The sequence below is a fragment of the Rhizobium mongolense USDA 1844 genome, from assembly GCF_000419765.1.
Lineage (GTDB): Bacteria > Pseudomonadota > Alphaproteobacteria > Rhizobiales > Rhizobiaceae > Rhizobium > Rhizobium mongolense.
On the sequence record NZ_ATTQ01000018.1, the window covers coordinates 65,220 to 91,262 of the forward strand.

24 protein-coding genes and 3 pseudogenes are annotated in these 26,043 nt (G+C 58.6%); 12 read left to right on the forward strand and 15 right to left on the reverse strand.

All coding sequences use genetic code 11. The annotated features are described in order from the left end of the window. Window positions 1–31 precede the first annotated feature (31 nt). The 3 genes from A3C3_RS0127435 (at window position 32) to A3C3_RS0127445 (ending at window position 2,008) form a co-directional block, all read left to right on the forward strand. Entirely contained in the window at window positions 32–343 is a 312-nt protein-coding gene (locus A3C3_RS0127435; RefSeq protein ID WP_022717777.1) for a PadR family transcriptional regulator, read from the forward strand. Further along, the gene (gene chrA, locus A3C3_RS0127440) at window positions 315–1,547 is read left to right on the forward strand and encodes a chromate efflux transporter (RefSeq protein ID WP_022717778.1); all 1,233 of its coding nucleotides are present in this window, start codon (window positions 315–317) and stop codon (window positions 1,545–1,547) included. The genes A3C3_RS0127435 and chrA overlap by 29 nt, the downstream gene beginning before the upstream one ends. Before the next feature lie 77 nt (window positions 1,548–1,624). After that, window positions 1,625–2,008 carry a VOC family protein gene (locus A3C3_RS0127445; protein ID WP_022717779.1) on the forward strand — a complete coding sequence of 128 codons (384 nt, stop codon included), beginning with the start codon at window positions 1,625–1,627 and terminating at the stop codon, window positions 2,006–2,008. A 69-nt stretch (window positions 2,009–2,077) separates the two neighbouring features. On the opposite strand, the gene A3C3_RS0127450 is transcribed toward A3C3_RS0127445, so the two are convergent. From A3C3_RS0127450 to A3C3_RS0127460, 3 genes are all read right to left on the reverse strand, one after another. Further along, window positions 2,078–2,464, reverse strand: coding sequence for a DUF779 domain-containing protein (locus tag A3C3_RS0127450; RefSeq protein WP_022717780.1), 387 nt, complete (start codon window positions 2,462–2,464; stop codon window positions 2,078–2,080). A gap of 72 nt (window positions 2,465–2,536) precedes the next feature. Then, window positions 2,537–4,045 carry an aldehyde dehydrogenase gene (gene adh, locus A3C3_RS0127455; RefSeq protein WP_022717781.1) on the reverse strand — a complete coding sequence of 503 codons (1,509 nt, stop codon included), beginning with the start codon at window positions 4,043–4,045 and terminating at the stop codon, window positions 2,537–2,539. A gap of 156 nt (window positions 4,046–4,201) precedes the next feature. Continuing rightward, the gene (locus A3C3_RS0127460) at window positions 4,202–5,161 is read right to left on the reverse strand and encodes a helix-turn-helix domain-containing protein (RefSeq protein ID WP_022717782.1); all 960 of its coding nucleotides are present in this window, start codon (window positions 5,159–5,161) and stop codon (window positions 4,202–4,204) included. Between the two features lie 490 nt (window positions 5,162–5,651). Between A3C3_RS0127460 and A3C3_RS0127465 the strand changes: the two genes are divergently transcribed. Next, window positions 5,652–6,410, forward strand: coding sequence for a transporter substrate-binding domain-containing protein (locus A3C3_RS0127465; protein WP_022717783.1), 759 nt, complete (start codon window positions 5,652–5,654; stop codon window positions 6,408–6,410). 45 nt (window positions 6,411–6,455) lie between these two features. Here the strand turns inward: A3C3_RS0127465 and A3C3_RS46240 are convergent, their stop codons facing one another. Further along, the gene (locus A3C3_RS46240) at window positions 6,456–7,088 is read right to left on the reverse strand and encodes a hypothetical protein (RefSeq protein ID WP_167521913.1); all 633 of its coding nucleotides are present in this window, start codon (window positions 7,086–7,088) and stop codon (window positions 6,456–6,458) included. A 33-nt stretch (window positions 7,089–7,121) separates the two neighbouring features. On the opposite strand from A3C3_RS46240, the gene A3C3_RS46245 reads away from it, so the two are divergent. Beyond that, window positions 7,122–7,793, forward strand: a complete 672-nt coding sequence (locus A3C3_RS46245; protein ID WP_167521914.1) for a GGDEF domain-containing protein — start codon at window positions 7,122–7,124, stop codon at window positions 7,791–7,793. A 108-nt stretch (window positions 7,794–7,901) separates the two neighbouring features. Here A3C3_RS46245 and A3C3_RS0127475 read toward each other — a convergent pair whose 3' ends face one another. Both A3C3_RS0127475 and A3C3_RS48660 read right to left on the reverse strand, forming a co-directional pair. Then, window positions 7,902–8,180 carry a DUF982 domain-containing protein gene (locus A3C3_RS0127475; protein ID WP_022717785.1) on the reverse strand — a complete coding sequence of 93 codons (279 nt, stop codon included), beginning with the start codon at window positions 8,178–8,180 and terminating at the stop codon, window positions 7,902–7,904. A 656-nt stretch (window positions 8,181–8,836) separates the two neighbouring features. Beyond that, on the reverse strand, window positions 8,837–9,001 hold the full coding sequence (locus A3C3_RS48660; protein WP_022717787.1) for a hypothetical protein: 165 nt from the start codon (window positions 8,999–9,001) through the stop codon (window positions 8,837–8,839). 400 nt (window positions 9,002–9,401) lie between these two features. Between A3C3_RS48660 and A3C3_RS0127490 the strand changes: the two genes are divergently transcribed. Together A3C3_RS0127490 and A3C3_RS45490 are read left to right on the forward strand one after the other, a co-directional pair. Then, on the forward strand, window positions 9,402–10,049 hold the full coding sequence (locus tag A3C3_RS0127490; protein WP_022717788.1) for a glutathione S-transferase family protein: 648 nt from the start codon (window positions 9,402–9,404) through the stop codon (window positions 10,047–10,049). A 206-nt stretch (window positions 10,050–10,255) separates the two neighbouring features. After that, window positions 10,256–10,802 (forward strand): annotated as a pseudogene (locus A3C3_RS45490) (IS5 family transposase); the annotation flags it as partial. A 101-nt stretch (window positions 10,803–10,903) separates the two neighbouring features. Here the strand turns inward: A3C3_RS45490 and A3C3_RS0127505 are convergent. After that, a complete protein-coding gene (locus tag A3C3_RS0127505; protein ID WP_022717789.1) occupies window positions 10,904–12,679 on the reverse strand; it encodes a cytochrome c biogenesis protein DipZ in 1,776 nt (591 codons plus the stop codon). A 347-nt stretch (window positions 12,680–13,026) separates the two neighbouring features. Here A3C3_RS0127505 and A3C3_RS0127515 point away from each other — a divergent pair, with 347 nt between their 5' ends. The 3 genes from A3C3_RS0127515 to A3C3_RS0127525 all read left to right on the forward strand — a co-directional run bounded on the left by A3C3_RS0127515 (window position 13,027) and on the right by A3C3_RS0127525 (window position 16,281). Next, a complete protein-coding gene (locus A3C3_RS0127515; RefSeq protein ID WP_022717791.1) occupies window positions 13,027–14,079 on the forward strand; it encodes an alpha/beta fold hydrolase in 1,053 nt (350 codons plus the stop codon). 127 nt (window positions 14,080–14,206) lie between these two features. Further along, complete coding sequence (locus A3C3_RS0127520; RefSeq protein WP_022717792.1) at window positions 14,207–14,947, forward strand: response regulator; 741 nt, start codon at window positions 14,207–14,209, stop codon at window positions 14,945–14,947. Beyond that, entirely contained in the window at window positions 14,944–16,281 is a 1,338-nt protein-coding gene (locus A3C3_RS0127525; protein WP_022717793.1) for an ATP-binding protein, read from the forward strand. The genes A3C3_RS0127520 and A3C3_RS0127525 overlap by 4 nt, the downstream gene beginning before the upstream one ends. Before the next feature lie 89 nt (window positions 16,282–16,370). Here A3C3_RS0127525 and A3C3_RS41780 read toward each other — a convergent pair. Further along, a pseudogene (locus A3C3_RS41780) lies at window positions 16,371–17,146 on the reverse strand (substrate-binding domain-containing protein); the annotation flags it as partial. Between A3C3_RS41780 and A3C3_RS39380 the strand changes: the two are divergent. Further along, window positions 17,129–17,638: pseudogene (locus A3C3_RS39380) on the forward strand (carbohydrate ABC transporter permease); the annotation flags it as partial. The pseudogenes A3C3_RS41780 and A3C3_RS39380 overlap by 18 nt on opposite strands. Before the next feature lie 226 nt (window positions 17,639–17,864). On the opposite strand, the gene A3C3_RS0127545 reads toward A3C3_RS39380, so the two are convergent. From A3C3_RS0127545 to A3C3_RS47330, 7 genes are all read right to left on the reverse strand, one after another. Then, window positions 17,865–18,203 carry a slr1659 superfamily regulator gene (locus tag A3C3_RS0127545; protein ID WP_022717797.1) on the reverse strand — a complete coding sequence of 113 codons (339 nt, stop codon included), beginning with the start codon at window positions 18,201–18,203 and terminating at the stop codon, window positions 17,865–17,867. A 17-nt stretch (window positions 18,204–18,220) separates the two neighbouring features. After that, the gene (locus A3C3_RS0127550) at window positions 18,221–18,775 is read right to left on the reverse strand and encodes a slr1658 superfamily regulator (protein WP_022717798.1); all 555 of its coding nucleotides are present in this window, start codon (window positions 18,773–18,775) and stop codon (window positions 18,221–18,223) included. Between the two features lie 4 nt (window positions 18,776–18,779). Next, window positions 18,780–21,137 (reverse strand): SpoIIE family protein phosphatase, encoded by a 2,358-nt coding sequence (locus A3C3_RS0127555; RefSeq protein WP_028740058.1) that lies wholly within the window; start codon window positions 21,135–21,137, stop codon window positions 18,780–18,782. Next, window positions 21,137–22,315 carry a class I SAM-dependent methyltransferase gene (locus tag A3C3_RS0127560; protein ID WP_022717800.1) on the reverse strand — a complete coding sequence of 393 codons (1,179 nt, stop codon included), beginning with the start codon at window positions 22,313–22,315 and terminating at the stop codon, window positions 21,137–21,139. The genes A3C3_RS0127555 and A3C3_RS0127560 overlap by 1 nt, the downstream gene beginning before the upstream one ends. After that, the gene (locus A3C3_RS0127565) at window positions 22,312–22,770 is read right to left on the reverse strand and encodes a hypothetical protein (RefSeq protein WP_051154527.1); all 459 of its coding nucleotides are present in this window, start codon (window positions 22,768–22,770) and stop codon (window positions 22,312–22,314) included. The genes A3C3_RS0127560 and A3C3_RS0127565 overlap by 4 nt, the downstream gene beginning before the upstream one ends. A gap of 91 nt (window positions 22,771–22,861) precedes the next feature. Beyond that, window positions 22,862–24,553: a putative bifunctional diguanylate cyclase/phosphodiesterase gene (locus A3C3_RS0127570; RefSeq protein WP_022717802.1), complete on the reverse strand. Its 1,692-nt coding sequence runs from the start codon at window positions 24,551–24,553 to the stop codon at window positions 22,862–22,864. A gap of 424 nt (window positions 24,554–24,977) precedes the next feature. Beyond that, window positions 24,978–25,187: a hypothetical protein gene (locus tag A3C3_RS47330; protein WP_233450609.1), complete on the reverse strand. Its 210-nt coding sequence runs from the start codon at window positions 25,185–25,187 to the stop codon at window positions 24,978–24,980. Here A3C3_RS47330 and bcsN point away from each other — a divergent pair. Further along, window positions 25,105–26,031, forward strand: a complete 927-nt coding sequence (gene bcsN / locus A3C3_RS0127575) for a cellulose biosynthesis protein BcsN (RefSeq protein WP_233450585.1) — start codon at window positions 25,105–25,107, stop codon at window positions 26,029–26,031. The two genes, A3C3_RS47330 and bcsN, sit on opposite strands and share 83 nt — an antisense overlap. Window positions 26,032–26,043: the final 12 nt, after the last annotated feature.

The following is a 26,043-nucleotide window of genomic DNA, read 5'->3' on the forward strand; positions in this document are numbered from 1 at the left end:
ATCGAATATCGAGTGTCTATGATGGCGAGGAATGGAATATCAGGATCTTCTTTCCGGTTTTGTCCGGCTCCACGTCCTCCATCACGCCGCCGAGGGCGATCTGCACGGCCTGTGGATGATCGAGGAACTGGCCCGGCATGGCTACAAAGTCAGCGCCGGGACGCTCTACCCCATGCTGCACTCCCTGGAGAAGAAAGGTTATCTGGCCTCCCGTATCGAACGCGTAGGCCGCACGCACCGGCGGATCTACAACGCGACACCCTACGGCCTTGTCGCTCTCGAAAAGACCAAGGAAAAAGCCAAGGAGCTATTTCGTGAAATCCTCGCAGACAGCACTGCCTGAGTTTGCAGTCGAGCGCCCGCGTGGCAATCCCGGTGAAGTCTTTCGCGTCTTCCTGAAGCTCGGGCTGACCTCCTTCGGCGGACCGATCGCGCATCTCGGCTATTTCCGGGACGAATTGGTGGTGCGGCGCAGATGGATCGACGAGGCCGGCTATGCCGATCTCGTGGCGCTTTGCCAGTTTCTGCCGGGACCGGCGTCAAGCCAGGTCGGCTTTTCGCTCGGCATCCTGCGCGGCAACGGCTTGCTTGGCGGGCTCACAGCCTGGTTGGCTTTCACCATACCGTCGGCTGTCATCCTCCTTGTTTTTGCGCTCGGTGCCGCGGCTCTCACCGGACCCGTAGCGGAAGGCTTCCTGCACGGCCTGAAGCTGGTAGCAGTTGCCGTTGTCTCGCAGGCGATTTGGGGTATGGCGAAGGTTCTCACGCCTGACCGTGAACGCGCCGGCATTGCGCTGGCAGCCGTTGCGATCACTGTCTTCATCGGGGGAACGTTCGGCCAGACCGGCGCGATCGCACTTGGTTCTGTCGCCGGGCTCTGGCTTTGCCGCGCGGACGTCCCTGTGCAGGCCGGACGTCTCAGCTTCCCAGTCTCGCGCCGGGGCGGAGCGATCGCGCTCATCCTCTTCGCGGTCTTGCTCGTGGTTCCGCCACTTGTTGCAGGTTTCACCGGCCATGAGGCTGTCGCGCTGTTCGACGCCTTCTATCGCTCGGGCTCACTGGTGTTCGGTGGGGGACATGTCGTGCTGCCGTTGCTTCAGGAGGAAGTGGTGACGCCTGGTTGGGTGACGAACGAGGCCTTTCTCGCCGGCTATGGCTTGGCGCAGGCAGTGCCCGGACCGCTTTTTACCTTCGCCGCCTATCTCGGCGCGGTCATGGGGCCTGCACCCAACGGGCTCGCCGGGGCTGTCATCGCCCTTGTCGCCGTCTTTTTGCCGGGCCTGCTGCTGGTCTACGGGATGCTGCCGTTCTGGGACGCGCTTCGGCTGCGGCCCGCGGCACAGGCCGCCATGCGCGGCGCGAACGCCGCCGTCGTCGGGATCCTTGGTGCTGCGCTCTACAGCCCGGTCTGGACGAACGCTGTATTTTCGCCCGTGGATTTTGCACTCGCACTCGCAGGGTTCCTCTTGCTTGTCGTCTGGAAAATGCCACCCTGGATCGTCGTCTTGCTGCTGACAGCAGGCGGTGGGCTTCTCCATCCCATTTGAGGGCCCTTGGGCAAAGGGCTAGCATCTTCCAAAGTATCGGGGGTGAAGCAACGAGAACTACAACGGAGGAAAATTCCATGTCAGGCATCAGCGTGCGTTACATCGTTGACGACGTCGACGCAGCAGTCGTTTTTTACCAACAGCATCTCGGCTTCTCTGTCGCGTTTCGTCCTGCGCCAGGCTTTGCCATTCTCACCAAGGACGGGTTTCGCCTTCTCGTCAGCGCAATGACCGGACCAGGCGGAGCGCCACAGGCTATGCCGGATGGGCGCAAGCCGGAGCCCGGCGGCTGGAATCGCATTCAGATCGAAGTTGCAGATATAGAGGCGCAGGTCGCAGCACTGCGCCAAGCCGGCGCACGGTTCCGGAACGAAATCGTGCAAGGAATGGGCGGCAAGCAGATTCTTCTCGAGGACCCTGCGGGAAATCCGATCGAACTGTTCGAGGCGCCGAAGAAATGAGCTTTGCCGACATGCGCAGCCGTTAGAGCTCTCAAACGCTAGGGACATCGGGAGCGCTTGATGCGCTGATCACCTGGCGCGCTTGGTATCCGGGATGGCGCAGGTCTCGCCGCCGAGAAGGCGCGAGCGGGTGAGAAAACGCTTCTCGCGCCCGTTGTCGAGCGAAAACATGCCGCCGCGGCCGGGCACAACATCGATGATCAGTTGCGTATGCTTCCAGACCTCGAATTGGCGGGCGCTGATATAGACAGGCACGCCCCCGATCTCGCCCAGTTTCACATCTGTCTCCCCGACGCGGAATTCATTTGACGGGTAACACATCGGCGACGACCCATCGCAGCAGCCGCCGGACTGGTGAAACAGGATATCGGGATGGTCGCGGCGGATCTCGCTAATGAGAACAAGCGCCGCATCCGTTGCAAGCACGCGCGGTTCACCGGAAACGGTCGGTTCCATGCTGGTTCCTTCATGCCGAAAAGCCTCCTCCCCGAATAGGGAGAAGGCAGCAATTTGTGATCAACCCGTTCCTCAGAAAAAGCCGAGCGCCTTCGGGCTGTAGCTCACCAGCATGTTCTTGGTCTGCTGGTAATGGTCAAGCATCATCTTATGCGTTTCGCGGCCGATACCAGACTGCTTGTAGCCGCCGAATGCTGCATGCGCCGGATAGGCGTGGTAGCAATTCGTCCAGACGCGGCCCGCCTGGATTTCGCGGCCGAAGCGGTAGGCGCGGTTTCCGTCACGCGTCCAAACGCCTGCTCCCAGGCCGTAAAGCGTGTCGTTGGCGATCTCCAGCGCTTCCTTCTCGTTCTTGAAGGTCGTGACCGATACCACGGGGCCGAAAATTTCTTCCTGGAAGATGCGCATCCTGTTGTGGCCCTTGAAGATCGTCGGCTTGACGTAATAGCCGTTGGCAAGTTCGCCGCCGAGATCGTTGCGCGCGCCCCCAGTCAGGACTTCGGCGCCTTCCTGCTTGCCGATGTCGAGATAGGCGAGGATCTTCTCCAACTGTTCATTCGATGCCTGCGCGCCGATCATCGTCGCGCTGTCGAGCGGGTTGCCCTGCTTGATGGCTTCGACGCGCCTGACGGCCTTTTCCATGAAGCGGTCATAAATCGATTCCTCAACCAGGGCGCGGCTGGGGCAGGTGCAGACTTCGCCCTGGTTCAGCGCAAACATCGCAAAGCCTTCCAACGCCTTGTCAAGGAAATCGTCGTCTTCGGCCATGACGTCGGCAAAGAAGATATTTGGCGACTTGCCGCCGAGTTCGAGGGTAACGGGAATGAGGTTCTGACTGGCATATTGCATGATCAGTCGGCCGGTCGAAGTCTCGCCCGTGAAGGCGATCTTGGCGATGCGCGGGCTGATCGCAAGCGGCTTGCCCGCTTCCAGGCCGAAACCGTTGACGATATTGAGGACGCCTGGCGGCAGCAGATCGCCGACGAGTTCGGCCCACACGAGAATCGACGCCGGTGTCTGTTCGGCCGGCTTGAGAACCACGCAATTGCCGGCAGCAAGCGCCGGAGCAAGCTTCCAGGCTGCCATCAGGATCGGGAAGTTCCAAGGAATGATCTGGCCGACGACGCCAAGCGGCTCGTGGAAGTGATAGGCGACGGTGTCGTGGTCGATTTCGCCGATAGAGCCTTCCTGTGCACGTATACAGGCAGCAAAATAACGGAAGTGGTCGATGGCCAGCGGAATGTCGGCCGCCATCGTCTCACGGATCGGTTTGCCGTTGTCCCACGTCTCGGCCTGGGCGAGCAATTCCAGCTTGTCCTCCATGCGCTCAGCGACCTTCATCAGGATGTTCGAGCGTTCGGCAGGGGAAGTCTTCGCCCATTTGTCCTTCACGGCATGGGCTGCATCGAGCGCCGCGTTGACGTCCTTTTCGTCGGAACGCGCAATTTCGCAAAGCTTTCCGCCTGTCACCGGCGTGATGTTGTCGAAATATTTTCCTTCGATCGGCTCGCGCCACTCGCCCCCGATGAAATTGCCGTATTTCAACTTGAACGGCGATTCGACGATCTTCTGATGCAGCATGTCATCCTCCCTAGATGAGCCAGGTTCAGGAGTGAACCAGTGGAGGAAATCTGCGCGTCTTTTGCCGAACGAACCAGACTGGCGGGGTATTGTTGCAGTGCACAGTGTCGCAGCTTTGCGACATGATAATCGCACTTCGGAAAGAACAAGAGACGTTCAGTGGAGATTGAGCTTCCTCATCTTGCGATGGAGGGTCGCCCGGCTCATGCCAAGATCCATCGCAGCCCGCGAAACGTTGCCGTTGGTCCGGGTGAGGGCGCGCAAAAGCGCCGCACGCTCTGCTTCCAGAAGAGCGTCGCCGTTTGCGGCACAGCTTTCATGAAGCGCATCGGCTGCGGGAACGCCCGCCGCAATCTGCCGGTCGTCGAGCTTCAGCGCCAGCCGCGCCGCGCGAGTAGCTCCGAGCACGAGGTCGTGCTTGTCCACGGCAAGCAAGGCGGCCGCCGAATTCGCGCCTGAGGGGACCATCAGGAAACGTGCGCCGGTAAAGGCGCTCCGGAAGATATTGAGCTCGATGCGAAGGGCTGCGTCGCGCACGGTCTGCGAGAGGATCGACAGGGTCATCTCGTTGACATCGTCGCGGCAGGTGGAAATGTCGAGTGCGGCCGCGAGCTGGCCGCGATGATCGCGGATCGGCGCGGTCGTACAGCTGAGCCGGATATTCGAGCAGAAGAAATGCTGGTCACGGAAGATCGCAACGGCGCGCTCGTCGGCCAGCGCAGTTCCGATGCCATTCGTTCCAATGCTTGCCTCCGTCCAAATCGATCCGGTCCAGAGGCCGAGATCGTAAAACTCCTTGTCGTCGCCGGCGTTGCCCCGCCGTTCCAGCGCAATGCCGTTGCGGTCCGTGAGCAGCAAGCAGCAGCCCGCCTTGCCGACTGTCATAAAAAGCCGGTCGAGCTCGTCTGCAGCATCCTTGATCAGTTGTTCCGATTGTTCGCGTGACTGCCGAAACTCGTGATCGGTGAGCCGCAAAGGTGTGCGCACATCCTCCGGCGTCAGCTGATGCATGGTCATGCAACGCCGCCATGAGGCCACAATTGGTGAACTTGCCGCCGCTGATTTCTGCTGCGCGCATGTATAGACATGACCCGCATGTGCGGAGTGTTCGTGCATCGGCTCCTCCCACGGAACGCAAGAGCAATCTGTCGGAAATCACGAGGTTCTGCAATGCTTCTGAAATATGAAGTTTGTCGCATGGCTCGGCCGAACTGTCGCAGTCGTGCGACAGTTGGTGTTCTGGGGTGCATCCGGCGCAGCGTCATTGGGGCGATGACGCTACATCTGCCTGATGTTCCGGAGCGGCGAACGTTCGAACCAAGTTCGGTTGAGTTGGTTGATGGCGATCATCGCGAAAGCAGCAAAATCATGAGCGCGCCGGATCGGGAGGCGACAGATTGGGCCGCGATTCCATAAACGTGACGACAGTCTCGAATGGGTCCCGCAAGTCGCACTGTGCGCAACAGCATAATGGTGACGCTGTGCAGAGCGGCCCGGGAGACTGCGATCAGCACCGCCTCAAATTCGTTGAAATCGATGGGATGCCATCATCGTTTGTTATCTATTTCCTTCTAATATCTTCAAAGGACGGAAGTTGGGGGAACAGATGATCGGCCGGTTCGCACTTGCAGCAGTACTTTTTTTCGCAGGCTCGTTTGATCTCGCGACGGCGAATGAAAAGCTCCGAGTCGCGACGGAGGGCGCATACCCACCATTTAATTTTCAGGATGCATCCGGTCAGCTTGCTGGTTTCGACGTCGATATCGCAAAAGCGCTCTGCCAGCAAATGGCGGTTGATTGCACGTTTGTCGCCGTCCCCTGGACCGAGATCGTTCAAGGCTTGTCGGATGATAAATACGACATGATCGTCGCAAGCATGGCGTTTACCGAAGAGCGCGCTAAAAAAATGGAGTTCTCCGCTCCATACTACCGTTCTCATTCGGTTCTGGTCGGCGACGCTGAAAAATTCCAGGATAGTGCGCCAGCAGCCCTCTCTGGCGTCCGGATTGCGGCAGCACAGGACACGATCCAAGCGGAATATTTGCAAAAGGCCTATGGTGCAAGCAAGGCTGTGCTGGCCAAGGATCAACCCGGTGCCCAACGTCTTCTTCTGGACAACCAGGCCGATCTCTTGATCGGCGATGCCATTGAACTTTTGAGCTTCCTGCAGACCACGGAAGGTGCGCGCTTTGGATATGTGGGAGATCCAATCTCCAGCGAGTTTCTTCAAAGTTCGGCGCACATCACCGCGAAGAAGGGAAACTCGGCCCTGATCCAGAAGGTGAATGCCGCACTGAAGCAGATCAAACTCAATGGTGTCTACGACCGCATCAACGACGCTTATTTCCCGTTCAGCATTTATTGAGCCAATGGAATGGAAGAAAATAGCGCCCCGAAACGGCGTCAGCTCTCACTCAGTGCTGTTGCAAGATTTCTTCTGCTTGGCGTCGTGGCATATACGCTGATTGCAGCGGCTTTTTCGTTCGTCTTTCTGAAAAGGATCGAAACACAAGCGAACTTTACGCGCGATGTACAGATCCCCCTGATCCTGACGCAAACGCGCAATGCGGTAAAAATCGAGCGTCTCTCTTCTCTTGTTCGGTCGATTTTCTTGGCGAAAGACCGCAGACTGGAGCGCCAGATCCAGTTGCAAATCCAGGCTCTCGCGCAAGGCTTTTCGTTCGATCACAACGGTTTTCTGGTTGAGAGATCTCAAAAAGTCGCCGAGGAAGCCAAGACGATCGCCAAGCTTCGCCAGCAGGCCCGCGACAAAGAAAACGCGACGCAACCGTCGCCCTCCGCCAATTCTATTGACGCACGGGCCGTTGATGAACTCGACCGGCTGGCGACGCAGGCCTATGAGAGGGCCATACGCGATCTCGATGCGATGGGGACGCAGTTGAGCGGTGATGCTGCCGTCGTGGCGGACAATATCGCCAGCGAAATCCAGAACAGTGCGGGCTACATGCAGGTTGGATGGCTCCTCATCCTGGTTGTTCCCGGCCTTTTCGCCGTCACAATACTCATTGCTGCCAAGCATCATCTTGCTGCACCCATCGGCGCTGCGATTAAGAACTTGGAACGCATTGGCAGGAACGAACCGGTCCTGACGCTGGAACGCCTTCCACTCATTTCTGAACTCGCGATGATTGATGCGGCGATCGTTGCCTACGGCCAAGTATCCGACGATTTGCACCGCACCAATTCGATCCTGCAAGGATTGGCGGAAAAAGATCCTTTGACGGGCTTGGCGAACCGACGGACCTTTGAAAGCTATTTGGCGGCAGTCTTAACCCGTCCGGCAATAAGCTCGCCCGGCGTTGCGATCATGATGATCGATATCGACCACTTCAAATCCGTCAACGACACTTTCGGTCACCTTGCAGGCGACAGGTCTCTTGTGGCTGTCGCGAATGTGCTGACATCGGTACCATGGCAAGCAAACCATCTTGCAGCGCGATACGGCGGGGAAGAGTTCGTGGTCGTCCTGGAGGAGTGTTCGCTCGAGCAAGCGATTGAGCGCGCGGAGTGGCTGAGGCGTTCTGTGCAGGAGCTCAACATTGAGACAGGAACAGGGCCATTTCTGAGATTAACCGCCAGCGTGGGCGTCGCTGTCGCGAGCAGTGTTTCCGATCAGCCGCCAGACATAATCGCAAGAGCAGACCGTGCCCTCTACACGGCAAAGAAAAATGGACGCAACAATGTTCAGGTCGCATCGCTTGATATTGGAATTTCAAAAGCGGGCTGAGCATCTGTCAGCTGCAGTTTCACCAATCCCGGCAACATAAGGCTTCGCACGGCTTTCTACTGCCAACTTGTCCCTTTCAAGCGTCGCCGGTAGCAACATGCGCGGGCATCAGTTGCGCGGGTGCGCGGGTCTCACCAACTCGATGACGATAATGTTCGCTTCACGCGCAGCCTTGATAAATGCTGTCCGCACGTCTTCCGGAGGTATTCGGTCGTATAATCCGTCAAGGCATGCCATGACGGCCTCAGAAAAATCCTCTCCGTCATCGGTCGGCCAGTGCTGCAGTAGCGTATCGGCTGCAAGACCCACAGAGTTAACGACCCGATACTTGCCGATGCGATGCATCGCCAAACCGACCGGCCGAAACGCCAAACCGTTTCCTTTCATAACACTTTGCCTCCGTTAAACCGCCGTACCAGCACACGTTGCAAAACCCGTGCCCGATGCCGGCGATGGGCGCGGATGGCGCAATCAAGACCACAGCGTCAAACAAACAGGCTTGTTGCGCGTTTACCCAATTGCCCATGCCTATATTTGTGGCTGGTAGAGCGCTGGTCGCAGCAACACGGGGCCCGGGTTAATTCGATGGTTGGCCCACGCACTGATCGAAGCGGGAAGGACAAGGGAGACAAGGCTCGCCCAAGACCAGACATTTTACAATATTTGCGTAATGTGATGGCCGGGCTTCAACCAGGCATTGGCTGGGCAATTTACCTCGCTCTGGTGGCGCTGATCTTTTTAATGGGATCACTGCCCATGTGGTGGCTGCTATGACACCGAGGACAGAGCGCATCATTCTCGCCTTGCTTTGCCTCATCGGCATCGTGGCACTGGTCTATGAATTTGGCTAAAGTTGCCGCTTTCTTCTGCAGTCCGGCCGGGCCTTGAATCCGCATAGGCGTTAGGCCACGGGCAAGTATCGCTCTCACTGTGAAGACGCCACTCGGCCGCTCTGCTCCACAATCTCAGACGCCAGGGGGTGCCGTCGTCCGACATATCGAGCCGCGCAGGATAGATCCGCGAGCGTGAAGCGGCAGCTCGGTTCAGGGTTCCCGCCGCCTGCCGCATACCGAAGGCGACTTGCCCGCCTCTTTGGCCGCCATCTCGATGACGTCCGCGACCTTTTCCGGCCCGTCCTGCAAATCCCATAGCCGGTTCGTTGCCGATACGTCATCAGCAAGCGAAGTGAAGGGCTTCTGGACGATCATGACGTGGAAGCCGCGCCTTTCGAGGATTCCGGTCGTCTTTAGCCAAGTGCAACCACCGGCAACGCACCGACGATGTTCTTGAGTTCAGTGGCCCGAGGCTGCAAACACAATCCCGCTAGGACGTGAACCCAAAATCAGGATTGACCGAAATTGGTGGAAGGCCCTCGGTCTACTTTCAGGCACAAGATCGCCAACGCGGACAATGGAACAAGGCAGCCCCTACGCGCGGCCTTGCGGAATTGGCCACCCGCGCTATCACGGGCCTTTGATCCGAAGCGGGCATTCGCGATCCTGCGCCCAGCAATGAAAATAGTTCAAGACCGATGTCGATTTCCGGGAGGCTCATTCGTCGTCACGATAGGAAGCCGAAGAAATTCGCCCAAGCAAGGAAACGGATGCGATGACAATCACCATCACAGCATTTGAACGATCGCCCGATGGCGGCAAGGGACTGGCACGCGATACGCGTGTTCGCTGGGCGCTCGAAGAAGTGGGTCAGCCTTATGAGGTTCGTCTTGTTTCGTTCGCAGAGATGAAGGCGCCTGACCATCTGGCCATCCATCCCTTCGGCCAGATCCCCACCTATGAGGAAGGTTCTCTCTCGTTGTTCGAGACCGGCTCGATCGTCTTTCATCTTGCTGAGCAGCATGCTGGCCTGCTGCCGAAGGATCGCGATGCGCGCGCGCGCGCGATCACGTGGATGTTTGCCGCACTTAACACCGTCGAGCCGCCAATCCTCGAATTAACGACGGCAAAAATATTCGAAGGTGACAAGCCTTGGAGCGAGGAGCGCTTGCCGTTGGTAAAGGACCGTGTTCGCGCTCGGCTGGACAAGCTTTCGGCTCACCTAGGCGTCGCCGACTGGCTCGATGGTGCGTTCAGCGCGGGCGATTTATTGATGGTATCAGTGCTGCTGCGACTAAGAATGTCAGGCATTTTAGACGAATATCAAAACTTGGCTGCCTATGTAGCGCGCGGGGAAGCTCGGCCCGCCTATCTCCGGGCTTTCGCCGCGCAATTTGCAATCAACGCCCCAACAAGTAGTTGAAACATTAGCCCATAAAGCCGAGCCGGCAGCAGGTTTGAAGTCAGGATGCCGCCGAGCGTTTGACCAATGCCCGGCGCTTCCAGCTTGACCCCTTTTGGCGTAAACTTCGGCGCGAACAAACGACTGCGATTGGGTCGTTTACCCGCTGGCGACTTTCATATTGCGCCGAATTCTGATTCAGGCTCGACATGAGCCGATATGACCTGACCGTTTGGGGTCGGCTGATGGACGCTGTCACCGCCGCCAAATCACGGTGACATCCAAATGATCGACAGCACCTCCGTTCGCGCCCACCAGCAGGCCGCGACGGCAAAAGGGGGTGCAGATCACTGTCTCGGTCGCTCGCGCGGCGGGCTTACGACCAAGATCCACGTCGTTCTCGACGCATAAGGGCTCCCGATCCGGCTTGGCCTGACGGCGAGCCAAGCTCATGATGGACCGATCGCCCATACGGCTGCTCGATCACCTTGGGCCGCACACCATCGTGCTAGCCGACAAGGCCTACGACGCCGGCCATTCCTGCCGAGAGCAGGGTGCCACACCGAACATCCCGCCGAAGAGTAACCGACGCTGGAAGCCCTGCTTCAGCAGGCGGCTTTGTCGCGAGCGCAATCGGATCGAGCGCTTCTTCTCCAAGCTGACGCACTTCCGCCGGGTCGCCACCCGCTACGACAAGCTGGCGGCCAACTTCCTCGTATGGTCCAAATCCCCGCAATCCGGCTGTGGCTGCGCGCTTATGAGTCTGTGACCTAGTAATGGGAGAAACTGCGACGCTTAAAAATATCAAGGTAGTTCATATAAATACGCCCATCAGCTAACATTGTGGACAAAGGCATTGAAGAGTTTTCGAGGCCTCAGCCGAAGGTGAACGCGAAGGCTTCCACGCCCCGGTCGAGGAAACGGATCTCGAAGTTGCGGACCGTGATGTCTGCAGACTGCCGGACGAGTTGGTAGAGCTTCGTCGCCGTGACGGTGCCGTTCCCACTCGCATCGATATCTGAGCCGCGATCGTTGCCCGGGTCCTTTCCGTCGATTGTCACCCGGAAGCGGATCGGTTTTCCGGCGGCGCCAGGCCCGAGGACGAGATGCAGGTCGCGGGCGCTGAACCGGTAGGCAATGCCGCCGCCCGGTTGGGTAAGGATCGCCTGTTGTGCGCCGATCGTCCAGGTGCCTGAAAGACCCCATTCATTGAGGTTCGGTTTAGGGAAAGAGTAGTGATACGTGGCATCGGCCTGCAGGCCTTCGGGAGAAGCGAAATGCGCGGCACGCCGGTAGCCGAGATAGGTTTCGCCGGAGCCGATATTGCTCATGTCGGGACCGACTTCAGCACCCTTTGCGTCTGGCACGACCGGTGCGCTCGCGGCCGTCTCGCTACCGGCCTCGCGCAGCAGATCCTGGATCGCCTTCTCGGTCTGCGGATAGTTGCCCTCGCCGAATTGGTGGTAGCGGATCTCGCCCTTGGCATCGATCAGGTAATGGGCCGGCCAGTAGCTATTTTCAAAGGCACGCCAGATGCGGTAGTCGTTGTCGATGGCGACCGGATAGCCGATGTTGAAGCCGCCGAGCGCTTGTCTGACATTGTCGATCCTCTTTTCGAAGGCGAATTCCGGGGTGTGGACGCCGACGACCACAAGGCCCTTGTCCTTATATTTTTCAGCCCAGGCGCGGACATAGGGGATGGTGCGGATGCAGTTGATGCAGGAATAGGTCCAGAAATTGACAAGCACCACTTTTCCACGCAGCTGCTCGTTGGTGAGCGGCGCGGAATTGAGCCATTCGACGGCTCCATTGAGCGCCGGCGCGCGGCCTTCCGGCGGCAGCCCACTGCGGAACGGCCGCTTGCTATCGGCTGCCAGCTGCATCGCATCGTTGCTGGCGACCTTTGACGGCGCACCTGCTGCCGTCCTCTCATGGACCCTTTCGAGCACCGCCTGTTCGAAGGACGCGGTGCTGGCATAGGAGAGCTGCGTCAGCACGCCGGTATCGAGGCCGAGGGCGATTGCGGCGAGACTGGCCAGAACGGCTGCACCCACGCACTGACGGATTCGCTCGCCGACGCCAAGCGACCGCTTCATGACGGCAAAGACCTTTCCGCCCACAAACAGAGCAACGGCGAGAGAGGTGGCTGCACCTGCAGCATAGGCAAAGAGGAGGAATGTCGTCTCAAGATTGGCGCCCTGCAGCGCCGCGCCCGTCAGAACGAGACCGAGGATAGGCCCGGCGCAAGGCGCCCAAATCAGCCCGGTCGCCGCGCCGAGGACGAGCGAACTTGCTATTGCCGGCGCGGAACGAGCGCTTCCTGCTGAGGTCGCCAGCCGGTTGCCGAGGTCCACAGCCGGCCGCGCGAGTAGGTATGCGACACGTGGCGAAATCAGGCTCACTCCGAAAGCTGCAAGCAGCATGACGGCGGCGAGGCGACCGTATTCGTTGGCACGGACGGCCCAGCTGCCGCCGACCGCCGCGAGCGTGGCGACAAGTGCAAAACTGGCGGCCATGCCCGCCAGCATGGGCAGAGCGCTTCTAGCGAATGGCCCCTCGGTGCGAGCAAAGACGAAGGGAAGGATGGGGAGGATGCATGGGCTGAGGATCGTCAGCACGCCTCCGAGATAGGCAATGATAAGAACCGTCATCATCGTTTTCCTTTAAGACCACTTGGTTAGGCTCTGCACAGCGATGTGCCTGGATCAGCAAGTGGCTATCTGGCCGACGTGACGTATCTCGAATGTGTCGGGCTTTGAGGGAAAATGTACCGAAATGTAGAAATCGTCCCCGTGGGCGCGATAAAGGATAAAATCGACGCCGAAGAGGAATTTCACATTGATATCACCGAGGCCATCCGGTTCGGGTTGCATTTGTATCTGAACGTATCTGTGCAGCTGAAAGCTACATTCACATTCAAAAGCGGATGGTTCGGGACACAACAGTGATACATGCTGCCGGCCTTCTGCGATCGCGATCAATTCAAACGGAGGGACCAATGTCCGAAGAATTCAACCACCAACGCCGCAGGTTCTTCGGCGTGGCCGCCATGACAGTCGCTGCGGTCGAATTCGGCATCGGCGGAGCCGTCAACGCGCAGCCGGCACAGACATCTGCAGCAAAGGCGCCTGCCGTCGAAACGAGGGCGAACACGTCCTTTGGAGCGCTGAAGCAGATCAAGGCCGGCCTCTTGGATGTCGGCTACGCGGAAGCGGGGCCGGTAAACGGTTCCGCAGTCCTGCTGCTGCATGGCTGGCCCTATGACATCTACAGCTTCGTCGATGTCGCCCCGCTTCTGTCTTCTGCCGGGTATCGCGTGATCATCCCCTACTTGCGGGGCTATGGCACCACCAGATTCCTTTCGTACGACACGCCCCGTAACGGTCAGCAGGCGGCGATCGCCGCTGATGCCATCGCGCTCATGGATGCGCTCGGGATAGAGAAGGCGATTGTTGCCGGCTACGACTGGGGCGCCCGAACCGCCAACATCATGGCGGCGTTGTGGCCCGAGCGGTGCAAGGCGATGGTCTCGGTGAGCGGCTATCTGATCGGCAGCCAGGAGGCCAACAAGCAACCACTGTCGCCGAAAGCCGAGCTTGCCTGGTGGTATCAGTTCTATTTCGCAACCGAACGCGGACGACTGGGCTACGAGGCCAATCGTCGGGACTTCGCAAAACTGATCTGGCAAACGGCGTCACCGACGTGGAACTTCGACGACGCGACGTTCGAAAGGTCGGCCGATGCCTTCGACAATCCGGATCACGTAGAGATCGTGATCCATAACTATCGCTGGCGGCTCGGTCTTGCAGAAGGCGAGGCCCGATATGATGCTTATGAAAGGCAGCTTTCCACCCGACCGGTGATTGCCGTGCCGACGATCACGCTGGAAGGGGACGCAAACGGCGCGCCGCATCCAGAGCCCGCCGCCTATGCCGGCAAATTTTCCGGAAAATACGCTCATCGCACCATTACCGGCGGGATCGGCCACAACCTGGCGCAGGAAGCGCCGCAGGCGTTTGCGCAAGCCGTTCTGGATGTCGACCGCCTTTAGACCGGCAAGAGCTGCCGCAAAGACCGGCCATGACATTTTCTTAGCTTCAAAACAGCGATCTCAGGGTCTAAAGCAGAACCGGCATCCGAATTTCGCTGATATCGATAGAGCATTTGAAAGTCCCGACATGGACCACGTCGACCATATCCTGATCGTCGATGACGATCGTGAAATCCGCGAGCTGCTGTCAGGCTATCTGAAAAAGAACGGCCTCCGGGCAACGGCCGCAGCAGACGGCCGACAGATGCGCAGCTTTCTGGAGGCCAATGCGGTCGATCTGATCGTGCTCGACGTGATGATGCCCGGCGACGACGGGCTCGTCCTGTGCCGGGAGCTCAGAGCTGGCAAGCACAAGGCGACGCCGATCCTAATGCTGACTGCTCGCAGCGACGAGATGGACAGGATCATCGGACTGGAGATGGGGGCAGACGACTACTTGCCGAAGCCGTTTGCCGCGCGCGAACTGCTTGCCCGCATCAAGGCCGTGTTGCGGCGGACCCGGATGTTGCCGCCAAACCTTCAGATCAGCGAGGCCGGCCAGTTGCTGGCCTTCGGCGACTGGCGGCTCGACACGGTCGGCCGCCATCTTCTCGATAGGCAGGGGACGGAAATCGCTTTGAGCGGGGCCGAATACCGGCTGCTGCGGGTCTTTGTCGATCACCCGCAGCGCGTCCTCAACCGCGACCAGCTTCTCAATCTGACGCAGGGCCGTGAGGCGGAGCTTTTCGACCGCTCGATCGATCTGCTGGTGAGCCGCCTGCGCCAGAGACTTGGCGATGACGCGCGGGAATCCACCTATATCAAGACGGTGCGCAGCGAAGGCTATGTCTTCTCCGTTCCCGTAGAGATCGTGGAGCTGCGGCAATGAATGCGCGAATCATCTCTCCTATTGGCCGCCTATGGCCAGGCACCCTGCGGGCCAGGCTTTTCCTAATCCTTCTGACGGGTTTGGTGATTGCCTATGGTCTCTCCTTCAGCGTCCTTTTTCTCGAACGCTACATGTCGGCGAAGGCTGTGATGCTTGGCACCCTCGAGACCGATATTGCTACCTCGATCGCCGTCCTGGACCGGCTGCCCGCCGGCGAGAGGGCCGAATGGCTGAATCGCCTGAGCCGCGGCAGTTACCGCCTGGTGCTTGGACCAGGCCTTGCCGGTGTACCGGACATGTCGGGCCACAGCGCCGAGATCGCCGGAAGGATCGAAGAGGCAGTCGGCCATCGCTTCCCGCTGCGCCTCGAATCCGTTCCCGGCGAGGGTAAGCGCTTGCAGGCCCACTTGACGCTGAGTGATGGCGCCCCGCTGACAATCGATGTAACGCCGAGGGGCGTCATGCCAATTGCCGACTGGCTGCCTTATGTGCTGGCCATCCAGATGGGGCTTCTCGTTTTTTGTACGTGGTTTGCGGTGCGGCAGGCAACACGCCCTTTGGCCGAGTTTGCCGCAGCGGCTGATGCGCTGAATCCGAACAAAAAGGAGCCTCCGTTGAGCGAAGCGGGTCCGAGCGAGGTCGCTCATGCTGCAAGGGCTTTTAACGCGATGCGCGAACGGATCGCCCATTACCTCGAAGAACGGGTGCAGATCCTGGCGGCAATTTCCCACGATCTCCAAACGCCGATCACCCGCATGCGGCTGCGCGCCGACATGGCGGAGGATTCTCCCGAGAAGGGCAAGCTCCTGCAGGATCTGGGAGAGATCGAGCGTCTTGTCCAGGATGGCATCGCCTATGCCCGCAGCGCGCATGTCCGAGGCGAAAAGACCGTCCGCATCGATCTCGCATCGTTCGTCGAGAGCCTTTTCTACGACTACCAGGATACTGGAAAGTCCGTGACTGTCGTCAGCGTGGTCCAGGGGACCGTTCTCACCAAGCCGCACGCTCTTCGCCGCATCCTGTCGAACTTCATCGACAATGCGCTGAAATTCGCCGGCGCCGCCGAAATCGGCGTCGAACGGAAAGAGCAGGGCCATATCGCCATCACAGTTATGGATCGCGGGCCGGGCATCCCGGACAATATGCTTGAGGCGGCGATGCAACCCTTTTTCCGGCTCGAGCAGTCCCGCAACCGGGAAACCGGCGGAACCGGTCTCGGCCTTGCCATCGCGCAGCAGTTGACGGGCGCGATTGGCGGATCACTCAGGCTCTATAATCGCAGCGAAGGCGGACTGGCCGCGGAGATCGTCATACCCTCACGTCCAGACATCTAGCCACCTGGGCTGCCAAAGGATCGCGCCGTCGGCCGTCGCGCGGGCATGCTTGTTTCGATGACGAAAGGATGGGCGGGTCCTTCGGTTACCTAGCGGCGCTTGGTTGATTCTCCGCGTACAAATGTCGGCGTCAGGATAATGTCTTGCGGTGGCGCGGCGGCCCCCTCAGGGCTCCGGATTCTTGCCAGCAGGCGCTGTGCGGCCAGTTCGCCAAGCTTTTGGGCGTCCTGCACCACCATCGTGACGCGGGGCGTGATCACGCTGCTCCAGGGAACGTCGTCAACCATCGCCAGCGACACGTCGTCCGGGCAGCGGAAGCCCATCTCCTGCATCACCTGCAGCGCCGCAAGGCCCATCATGTTGTTGGCGCCGATTTTTGGCGGTCGGTCGATCACGGCGGGCGAGCAGGCGCATTGCTTGCGTATAGCCGCCGGCCCGCGTATAGCCGCCTTCGACTGCGAGTGAAAGGTCGACCTCAACGCCGGCACCGGCCATCGTTTCCATGTAGCCCTTCAGGCGCTCGTCGGCGGTGTAAAGGCCGGCAGGACCGGAGATGAAGGCGATTCGCCTATGACCGAGCTGCAGTAGATGCTCCGTCAAGATGGCGGTGGTGAGCGGGGTTGTCAGAGCCCACGAAATCGCGCTCCGCACCTTCCACCTTCTGGTCGAACATCACGATCGGGGTTTTGAAGTTCCGCAGGAATTCCGCGTAGTCCTCACCGCGGCCGTTTGCCGCCAGGACGATGCCGGCCATCTTCTGGGCTTCCAGCCGCTCCAGCAGGGCCCGTTCGAGGTCTGCTTTGCCCGATGAATCTGCAATCAAGACGAAATAGCCGTTTTCCAGCGCCTGGTGTTCCTCGGCACGCTAATGATCCCGCAGGTCATGCTGGTCATCCCACTCTTCCTGGTGGTCAGCAAGCTCGGGTGGGTCAACACCTATCATGGCATGATCCTGCCGGTGGCTTTCGGTTCCTTCGGCACGTTTTTGCTGCGGCAGTTCTTTCTCGGCATTCCCAAGGATCTCGACGAGGCGGCGATGATAGACGGGGCGTCGCGACTGCGTATCCTGGTTACGATCATCGTTCCGCTTGCCATGCCGGCCATCGGCCTGCTCGCGCTTTTCGCCTTCATGGGGCAGTGGAATAGTTTTCTGTGGCCGCTGATCGTCACCAACGGCATGGAAAAAGCCACGCTGCCGCTCGGGCTCACTTTGTTCCAGACACAGCAATGGACCTCGTGGAACTATATCATGGCCGGCGCAGCGATCTCGATGCTGCCGGGCATCTTCCTGGCGATCGTGCTGCAGAAGGTGATCTATCGGGGCATCACCATCGCCTCCGGCTTCGGCGGACGTTGATCCTGCCGATATTGCGGCAAAATCAGATAGCCTGCTCGCCTTCACCAGAAGCGCATCACCTCGTCGCCAACGTGATGATATGGTTGCTCCGGCCTTTGCCAAGGCCTGAGCTTTGCATCTGCTTGCCCGACAGCCACCGAATGAACGCAGCTAAGCAAGCCTCACGGTGAAGGCCGAGTATCCGCTGATCACTCGGGGCGTCGGATAGGTCTGATGCACACACGTGTCAGGTCAGCCGCAGATCCACGCCTGGATGCAACTTCTTGAGGTTGGGCAATGATTTGATCTGCCACGGGACTTGGGAAGAACCGCGTACGGTCAAATGAATGTCCGGGTGGTTGCGAGCCTCGATCGTCAATTTGGCAAGCAGGTTTATACCGGAGGAGTTCAAGAATTGAAGTCCGGTCACATCGAAAGTGGCCTTGCCGGCCCCCTCTTCGAGCGCTTTCATGGCCAAAGCATGAATGGGTGCGTAGGCATCCGGGCCTGCCAGCCGCATGGTTCCGTCAAAATAAACGGTACCGCCCTCGGACCAGACGCGGAACGCTTCTTCTCTGATTTCCATAGCACTTTTCTCGCGATTCATGACGGTGAAATTGGCATTGCAGCATATGTTTCAAGTTTTGCACGGTTGCGGGGGCGGTCCTCCTCGAAGAGCCAAGCCAGGTCTGCCTTGTAGTCGCTCATCAAAGTCAGCAAGCCTAATCCGGAACCGCTACCGGCCATTTTAGCGCTCGCCTCGATCTGCTGGATGAGAAGATCGCTCGGATCGCCTTGCGTTATGCTCGACAGCAACCGCTGGAACCTGGCTGCCGTCTGCCTGTCGACAAAATTCGATATCCTCATCTTAAAGTTGTCGTCTTCCGCCATGGCTTCGATCGCGATCTCGCCTGGAGCACGAAACTTGATGGCGTTTTCGATCAATTCGTTCGTCAGGTAGCCGATATCCTGTCGGACCTGATTATAGCGCCGCTTCGAAGGTCGAAATCGAAGCGCCATCATCTCGGCGATGAAATCCGACGTCATGCTGGAGTGTTTCCAGGCAAGGTCAAGCGGGCCATCGAGTAGCCGCAGCTGAACGGCGTGCGTCGCGTCAAACGAAGCGAGATGCTCCTGCCCATAAAGAACCGTTGTCATATCATCACCTGTGTCGCACTACGACGAGCGTAATGTCATCATGTATCTTTTGCGTTCCGATATAGGCCATGAGGCTTTCGAGAATGCCGTTCATTACCTGCTCAGCTGTTTGACCGTGCAGGCGGCGGGCGTTTTCGCAAAGCCGCTCGATGCCGAATAGTTCGCCTTCGGGATTTTCAGCCTCGGTGACACCATCGGTATGAAGGACAATCAAATCGCCCTTGTGAAAGGGTATTTCGCGGGTATCGATGAAAGACGATATATCAGATTCAAGTCCCACTGGTAGGCCGAGGTCGCTGGTGTCGATCCGTTCGACCGCACCGGTATGACGAATGACGATCAGATCCTCATGCTGGCCCGAAATCGTCAAACGCTCGCCATCGTAGTCCAGAAATGACAGCGTGACATGCTTGTCGGTTTTCGTCCGCTCGATGTTCTTGTAGATCGTGCGGTTCAGGTAACTGAGGAACCTTGAGGGGTTCGTTTCGCCGGCTTCCTGCAGCGCGCGGGCGACGGACTGCACCATAAGCATCAAAACACCGCTTTCGAGGCCGTGACCGGTCACGTCGCCGATGCCTATCTTCAGGTGATCTCCGTTTTGCAGGATATCGTAGTAGTCGCCGCCGACCTCGTCGGCGGGGCGCATATAGGCGGCAATGTCCAACTGCTCGATTGCCGCAAGCTCTTTCGCCCGTGGCAGCACCATAAGCTGAATCTGCCGAGCCACATCCAGTTCGGCACCGAGGCGTAGGTTTTCGCTCGTCAACTGGCCGTTCAGGATCGAGATTTCTTCTTTGGCCACCTCAATTTCCTTCGTGCGCTCAGCAACCAGGTTCTCGAGATTTTCGGTATGGAAGCTGATCTCCTCGGCCATGCGGTTGAACGCGAGACCAGCCTCGCCAACTTCGTCCTTGGTGGGGATATCGACTCTGACAGAATAATCCTTTGCCTGTATGCGCTTGGCGGCACCCGCCAGTGCACTGATCCCGCTTGTAATTCGCTTTGACGCCGCAAAGACCGCCCCGGTGACGACGAGCATCGACAGGAGAACCGCGAGGATCTGATATATCAGAATGCGGTTGGTTGCCCGCGAAATTTGATCCCTGGCGGCAGTGAGGGAGGCATAGATTTCACGCTCGGGGACAACGATGCCGAGCGACATGACCTCGCGCTGAACCGGTCCGTTTATCCAAAGATTGGTTGCGTTTAGCTGTTTTGTAACGACAAGATAAGGAACATCTTCGCCGCTCTCGTTCAGCGAAATGTGCCTTATGACGCCATCGGCATCAAGCGGCATTGAGGCGACCTCCTTTTGGGAACTGTTGCGTAAAGAGCGGTCAAGGCCGGTCACGCCCTTGTTCGTGGCGTCGCTCGCCGAGCGAAGACCGATAATCTTTTCCCCGGCAGGGTTGATTGCAACGACGTTGCCGTCCGACATGGTTAGAAAGCCAAAGCCGCTTTCGGCGACCTTCACGCGCTCGACAATTTCGGCGAGCTGGTCAAGCGTGATGTCTGCGCCCGCAGCCCCCGCCACGCTACGCCGATCGGCAGTCCAAAGCGGATGGAAGAAGCTGACGATCAATTTTCCCGTGATTGCGTCCGTATAGGGAGCGGTCTGGGTGATATTGTCCGGTACCGGCCGCAAGGAAGGGTCGCTTGCCCATTTCTGCCAGGATTCATAAAGACCGGGAAAGAAGAAATCCCAAAAGTCTGCGCTGTTGTGACCGGGATAAAGCCGATCGAAAGTCTGCGCTTGATCTGTATAAGGTGCCGTCCTGAAGATGGGGCGCTCTTTCGGCCCGATATAGTACATCTGCAGCTTCGATGCGCCATTTTTCAGGAGGTCGGGGGCAACAAGATCAAGGACCGCACTCGTCTCGATATCGGTCTGCACCTGCGGCAGCGGATGGCGATCCTTGTCCAGGAGGTAGCCCCATACGCTGACGACCGACGGCGCCCCTGGAAGGTTCTGCGCCCATTGACCTTTGGGGTCGAACGTCACGGTCACCGCACCTGGAGCTGCCCTTGCCATGGCGGCTCCAATCTCCCCGTTCCTCGTTGGTTGATCGATCTGACCCTGAAGCACGCCTGTCAACGCCTTGACGTCGGAATGGACCTGATGGAGAAGCAAGCCAACCTGCGCGGCCGTGGAATCGGTATACGAGCGGATATAGTCTTGGCTTGCCCGTTCAAGGCCGTGCCCCACTTCTGCCGTCGCATCCCGAGAAAGTCGCTGGACATTCCAAAGGGCGAGACCGCCGCTGACAAGCAGGTCAAATAGGACCGCCCCACCGACAACGATCATGAATTTCGCGCGAAAAGAGCGCAAACCGAGGCTTGGCTTCCTGATCGGCGCGGTCATCATAGCGGTTTTCGTCCGGACGCTGCCCAAATGGGCCAGCCGGCGTAGCCCTTTGGATGAAGCGCCGCAAAGATATGGTCGGCGAATCCTTGCCTGAAACGTTCGATGAATTCCGCTGAATCGCCTCTACGGACAGACATTTCGCCTGCGTAGACATCTCGCCATGCTGCGATGACGTCTGCGAACTCCTGGGGATCGCCGTCGAGGTTGGTGACCATGAAGCTTTCCATTTTCACCGCCTCGAAGCCCGCATCCAGCAAAAGACGCAAGCTTTTAGGCCCCATTTCGACGTCCATGTCGAAATGGCTGAAGAGCTTGGCAACCTCGTTATAGGTCCATTGGATGCTGTCGGCCCGCGGTTCCCCGAGGCAATGGGAGTTTTTCTCATTGGTGATGTAAACCCGGCCGCCAGGTTTGCAGATCCGATAGAGCTCCCTGAGCAGCAGTTCGGGGCGATCGAAGATTTGCAACGAGTGCCGGCAGGTCACGAAATCGAACTGGTCGCTTTCGAACAGCATCTGCGATGCATCGCCGTAGGTGTATTCAATATCGCGGACATCGAACCGTTCGGCAACATCACGGGCATAGTCGAGGCTTGGCGAGGAATGATCTAGCGCAACGATCCTTGCTGGGCCGAACTCCTTTCTGACAAGCATCGCGAAATCGCCAATGCCGCAACAGATGTCGGCAATCACCATGCCGTTGCGAAGCCCATGGCGCGGCAATATCTCTCGCTCATGCCGCCACGTCATCTTGGTCTGCGTTCTGAGGATTGGAATGAAGCTTTGGTTTTCAACGAATGTCTGGCCGGGATAAAAAGCCGAGTCGTAGATTTCGATCGCAATGTTCGGCGAAAGATCGCTCAAATGCCGGAACATTCGTGCCGCCCAGGCGACAACGCTTGATGCGACGACCACAAATTTGATCTCGGGCCTTGAACGCGAAGCATCGACCAAAACCCGCGTCAAGGCACGAAATGCCGTGCTGTTCATATGCGTAACGCGCTTTAGATTGACGTATAAAACACCGCTGACGGTCTCGATTCCATTTCGCAGCAGCAAGAGATCGTCGGCAATTTCAGCCGTGGAATGAGGGCGAAGCACGCCAGCGAGGGAGAATTCCTGATCGTTGATGTTGAATTGCGCTGTAAAGACAGGCGAAGGACTTTGTGCAGTCAATTCAGTAGCCTTTCGAGCGGCAGGTCGACAATGAATGCAAGTGTGCCGATACCCAAATCGTGGATCTGGATTTCCGCGTCATAGTTCACAACCAGTCCAAGCAGGATCGCCTGGCCATCGGAGGCGGCATCGTTGGTGATCACGTTGCAATAATTTATAAGCGCCCGGCCGGTTTTTAATCCCAGGACAATCTTCTTGTAGAATTGTCGCTGCTCTGGCGGGCAAGGAAAGATCAGCTCGATGCGCTCGGTCTGCTGGCAGCGATAAAAATTGCATACGAAATCGCCATCATCCGCCTCTGAGCGAAACGACATCTCCAGAAGCTCGTTAAGGGCTGAGGACAGCAGGTTGGAATGGCGCACGGGATCGCGACGGTCATGGCTGACCATTCGCGCGACGTAGTTGGACAACTGATCGCAATGCAGCCAGTCGGCGGTAAAGCTCGCCATGTCCATCTTCAGACTGAGCAACTGGTCAAATGTAGGGCCAATTGCCGCTTCTTGATTCGTCAACCGACACCTCCTCGGCGAATTGCCGCTTCACTTTTCAGGATTTGACCCGATCATTATCGGGTCCCGTGTCAGCATGCTTGCGAATAAATTCATCAACCATGTCGGCCCCCAGAGGAGGGCTCAGGAAATAGCCTTGCAACCGGTCACATCCCTCCGCCTGCAGCCAGGCCGCCTGTTCGGCCGTCTCAACGCCTTCGGCAGTCACGCGCATGCCAAGCCCATGGGCCATCGCGATGACGAAGCGGACGATGGTCTGGCTCTTCTGATCATCAGGGAGGTCGTTGATAAAGTACTTGTCTATCTTGATGTTATCGAAGGGAAAGTTCTTCAGATAACTCAAAGAGGAATACTCGGTCCCGAAGTCATCGAGGGAAATTTGGATGCCAAGCACGTTGAGCGTGTTCAGGGTATCAAGATTGTTGATCGTGCGCTCCAGCAGCACCGTTTCGGTGATCTCGAGCTCCAACCGCTCCGAGGGCAGTCCGACGACGTCGAGGGTTTGCGACACTCGGTCGGTCAGACCTGGGGTTAGAAATTCGGCGGGAGATAGGTTTACCGCAAGAGTATAGTAGGCGGGCCAGGTCAAAGCCTGCCGGCACGCTTCCTCCAGTACCCATTGACCGATTTCGCTCATAAGGCCGTCTGATTCCGCCATCGGGATAAAAGCGATCGGGGAGATCACTCCGAGGATTGGGTGGCGCCAGCGCAGCAGTGCTTCGAAGCCGGCTATCGCCAACGACCGATCGACCAGCGGCTGATATTCGATAAAGAATTCACGGTGTTGCAGCGCAACCCGAAGGCTCCGTCTCAATACCTCTCGCTGTTCCAGCACCTGCAGCATGCTCGGGTTAAAGGTCCGCGCGCGCCGGCGTCCGTCCTTCTTGGCGGCATAAAGGGCAACATCGGCAGCCTTCATCAACTGCTCGCTCTCATTGCCGTCGCGAGGTGCAATTGCAACGCCGATACTGGCACCGACAAACACGGTAATTCCGTCCACCGTGAAGGGCTTGCGAAATTCGCTGATCAGCGATTCTGCTAATCTTTCGGCTTCATCCGGCTGCTCCCGGGCGATCTGTATGACGGCGAACTCGTCGCCTGCAAGGCGGTAGGCGGTCTCGTCCTTACCCAGCGCCTTTCGAATCCTCTCGGCCGCAAGTTTTAGGACGATATCCCCGGCTCCATGGCCCAGCGTGTCATTGACGGGCTTGAAATCGTCCAGATCGATCTGCATCAGTGCAAGACCCGCCTTTGCACGAACTGGGAGAACAGTTCCCAGTTTGTCGCTGAATTGGCGGCGATTGGGCAGGCCGGTCAAAACGTCATGGGTTGCCTGGTGAAGGAGTAACGCCCGGTCAAGCTCTTGCGCTTTTGCGGTCTCATCATTGTCAGCGCCGCCAAATTCGACGATCGCAAGGCCGGCCCTGGCCTGGAACAACAGCAGATTGCGCCGCTCGGATTCACTGGCCCCGAGGCGAATGGTCCGCGGTTTGCCGCTATTGACGACGAGCTGAACGAGGGCAGCGAGGTCGGGATTTGCCAGGTCGGGATACACACCCCCCAAAGTTATGGGTGCCTCGTCAGAAAGGTCCAGGCGCTCCTTGAGTTTTTCAGACCAGTCGATAAGCCTGAGATCATGATCCCAGAGTGAAAACAGCCCCTCGGCGCGGCTTGCGGATTCGGACTTCTGCGGAGCCGGCTGAGGCCAATTCGCACGATTTTCCGGCATGGGGTCACCCTCCTAACCCGCCTCGCTTTACGTGGTCCGTTATCGATACATCCTGCCGAACCCACACCTGTTCCGTATCAGAACTAGAGCGAGCCTCGTTGTAGTCAACGCAGAGCTCTACCAGAACGCGCTATCGTGCGGCCGTGTGACGACCGGGTTTTCGATCGTATATGACAGAAAGCTTATCTAAATAATAACAAACCAACTTTCGACCGTAGCGGCGCGACGGGGCGGCGAAAATGCTGAGATCTTCGCGGTCCGTCCTGAGAATCAATCTCACCGGGCGGCGCGAAACAGCCGCGTCGCACCATGAGAAGACGCGAGTGGGCGTTTATCGAGCTTGCTGCGTCATTGCGGCCGGTTGACTGTCGCAAGGCTGCTCGATTTTAACGTTTGATTAACCGTATCCGCCGTTTATTCCTCGTTAACGGCCGGTCGGTCGTTGATTCGAACATCCATTGCACGAAGTGCCGGTGGATATCTGGAAAGACGATTTTGCGGCGGCACCCAAAATGCGCTTGCTGGGGTTGATATCGGTGGTCACGGCGGCCTTGTTGGCCGGCTGTGCGTCGACGAGCAGCAGCATCAGGCAGCCCTCGGCGCCCGAGACGGTGGCCAGCGAAAAGGCGCTCATTCTTCCGCCCCCCGGTGGCCCGGCCATCGTGAGCGTCGTCGAAACCAGGCGCGGCAACGGCGTGGAGCAGATGCTTTCGCTCTATACGTCCTCTGCCGTGCCGGGGCAGAATTTCCTGAAAGTGCAATTCTATGGGGCAAGTGGTTCCAATCCGGGAGCGGGAGGCGCGCCCTACAAGATGATCAGCGAGAGGGGGATTTCGCGCGAAGCATTCGCGGCGGCGCCGGGCGTTGCGATGGCGAGGAACAACACCTTCCTGCAAAACAGCTATGGGCCGTTCGCCTATGCCTCGGGTCGCAGCCGCGCCGGCGATACCTGCCTTTATGGCTGGCAGCAGATCCGATCGAGCCAGGCGGCACATACGCAAGTGCGCAATTTCGGGATGATCCAGGTGCGGCTTCGCCTTTGCGACTCGCGCGCCAGCGAGCGTCAGCTCTTAAGCGTCATGTATGGCTATACGGTCACCGGCACGCTCAATGGCGAGATATGGAATCCTTACGGCGAGGTAAAAGGCGCCGATGAGGTTCTCGGCCGCGCCGGCAGCCCTGTTTACCCGGACGACGGTGGCCACCGCGCTGGCGCCATTGAAATCGGCTACGAACCGGCCCCGGCCGCCCTCCGCCGTCAGCCACGTCAAGTCAAGGCGCCGGTAACAGCGCCCATGCCGGCGCCGATCGGGGTGCGTGTACCGCTGCCGGACCCCGCTTTCGAAACGCCAGGGGCCAATACCCAGCCGATGCCGGCGCGGGGCCCCGTTCAACAAGCGGCGAAGGCAGGTGGCATCACCGTGCCTTCCCCCGACTGCATAGGCGATGCGGCCATGACGGCCGCGTGCCGAAGATAGGAAACGCATAGC

Bases quoted from the DNA above. Each gene is read 5' to 3' on its own strand.
- A3C3_RS0127435 (WP_022717777.1), top strand. From the start codon at position 32: ATGGAATATCAGGATCTTCTTTCCGGTTTTGTCCGGCTCCACGTCCTC.
- A3C3_RS0127445 (WP_022717779.1), top strand. From the start codon at position 1,625: ATGTCAGGCATCAGCGTGCGTTACATCGTTGACGACGTCGACGCAGCA.
- A3C3_RS0127450 (WP_022717780.1), bottom strand. From the start codon at position 2,464: ATGGAACCGACCGTTTCCGGTGAACCGCGCGTGCTTGCAACGGATGCG.
- adh (WP_022717781.1), bottom strand. From the start codon at position 4,045: ATGCTGCATCAGAAGATCGTCGAATCGCCGTTCAAGTTGAAATACGGC.
- A3C3_RS0127460 (WP_022717782.1), bottom strand. From the start codon at position 5,161: ATGCACGAACACTCCGCACATGCGGGTCATGTCTATACATGCGCGCAG.
- A3C3_RS0127465 (WP_022717783.1), top strand. From the start codon at position 5,652: ATGATCGGCCGGTTCGCACTTGCAGCAGTACTTTTTTTCGCAGGCTCG.
- A3C3_RS46240 (WP_167521913.1), bottom strand. From the start codon at position 7,088: ATGATGCTTGGCAGCAATGAGTATTGTGACGGCGAAAAGGCCGGGAAC.
- A3C3_RS0127475 (WP_022717785.1), bottom strand. From the start codon at position 8,180: ATGAAAGGAAACGGTTTGGCGTTTCGGCCGGTCGGTTTGGCGATGCAT.
- A3C3_RS48660 (WP_022717787.1), bottom strand. From the start codon at position 9,001: ATGATCGTCCAGAAGCCCTTCACTTCGCTTGCTGATGACGTATCGGCA.
- A3C3_RS0127490 (WP_022717788.1), top strand. From the start codon at position 9,402: ATGACAATCACCATCACAGCATTTGAACGATCGCCCGATGGCGGCAAG.
- A3C3_RS0127505 (WP_022717789.1), bottom strand. From the start codon at position 12,679: ATGACGGTTCTTATCATTGCCTATCTCGGAGGCGTGCTGACGATCCTC.
- A3C3_RS0127515 (WP_022717791.1), top strand. From the start codon at position 13,027: ATGTCCGAAGAATTCAACCACCAACGCCGCAGGTTCTTCGGCGTGGCC.
- A3C3_RS0127520 (WP_022717792.1), top strand. From the start codon at position 14,207: ATGGACCACGTCGACCATATCCTGATCGTCGATGACGATCGTGAAATC.
- A3C3_RS0127525 (WP_022717793.1), top strand. From the start codon at position 14,944: ATGAATGCGCGAATCATCTCTCCTATTGGCCGCCTATGGCCAGGCACC.
- A3C3_RS0127545 (WP_022717797.1), bottom strand. From the start codon at position 18,203: ATGGAAATCAGAGAAGAAGCGTTCCGCGTCTGGTCCGAGGGCGGTACC.
- A3C3_RS0127550 (WP_022717798.1), bottom strand. From the start codon at position 18,775: ATGACAACGGTTCTTTATGGGCAGGAGCATCTCGCTTCGTTTGACGCG.
- A3C3_RS0127555 (WP_028740058.1), bottom strand. From the start codon at position 21,137: ATGACCGCGCCGATCAGGAAGCCAAGCCTCGGTTTGCGCTCTTTTCGC.
- A3C3_RS0127565 (WP_051154527.1), bottom strand. From the start codon at position 22,770: ATGGACATGGCGAGCTTTACCGCCGACTGGCTGCATTGCGATCAGTTG.
- A3C3_RS0127570 (WP_022717802.1), bottom strand. From the start codon at position 24,553: ATGCCGGAAAATCGTGCGAATTGGCCTCAGCCGGCTCCGCAGAAGTCC.
- A3C3_RS47330 (WP_233450609.1), bottom strand. From the start codon at position 25,187: ATGAGCGCCTTTTCGCTGGCCACCGTCTCGGGCGCCGAGGGCTGCCTG.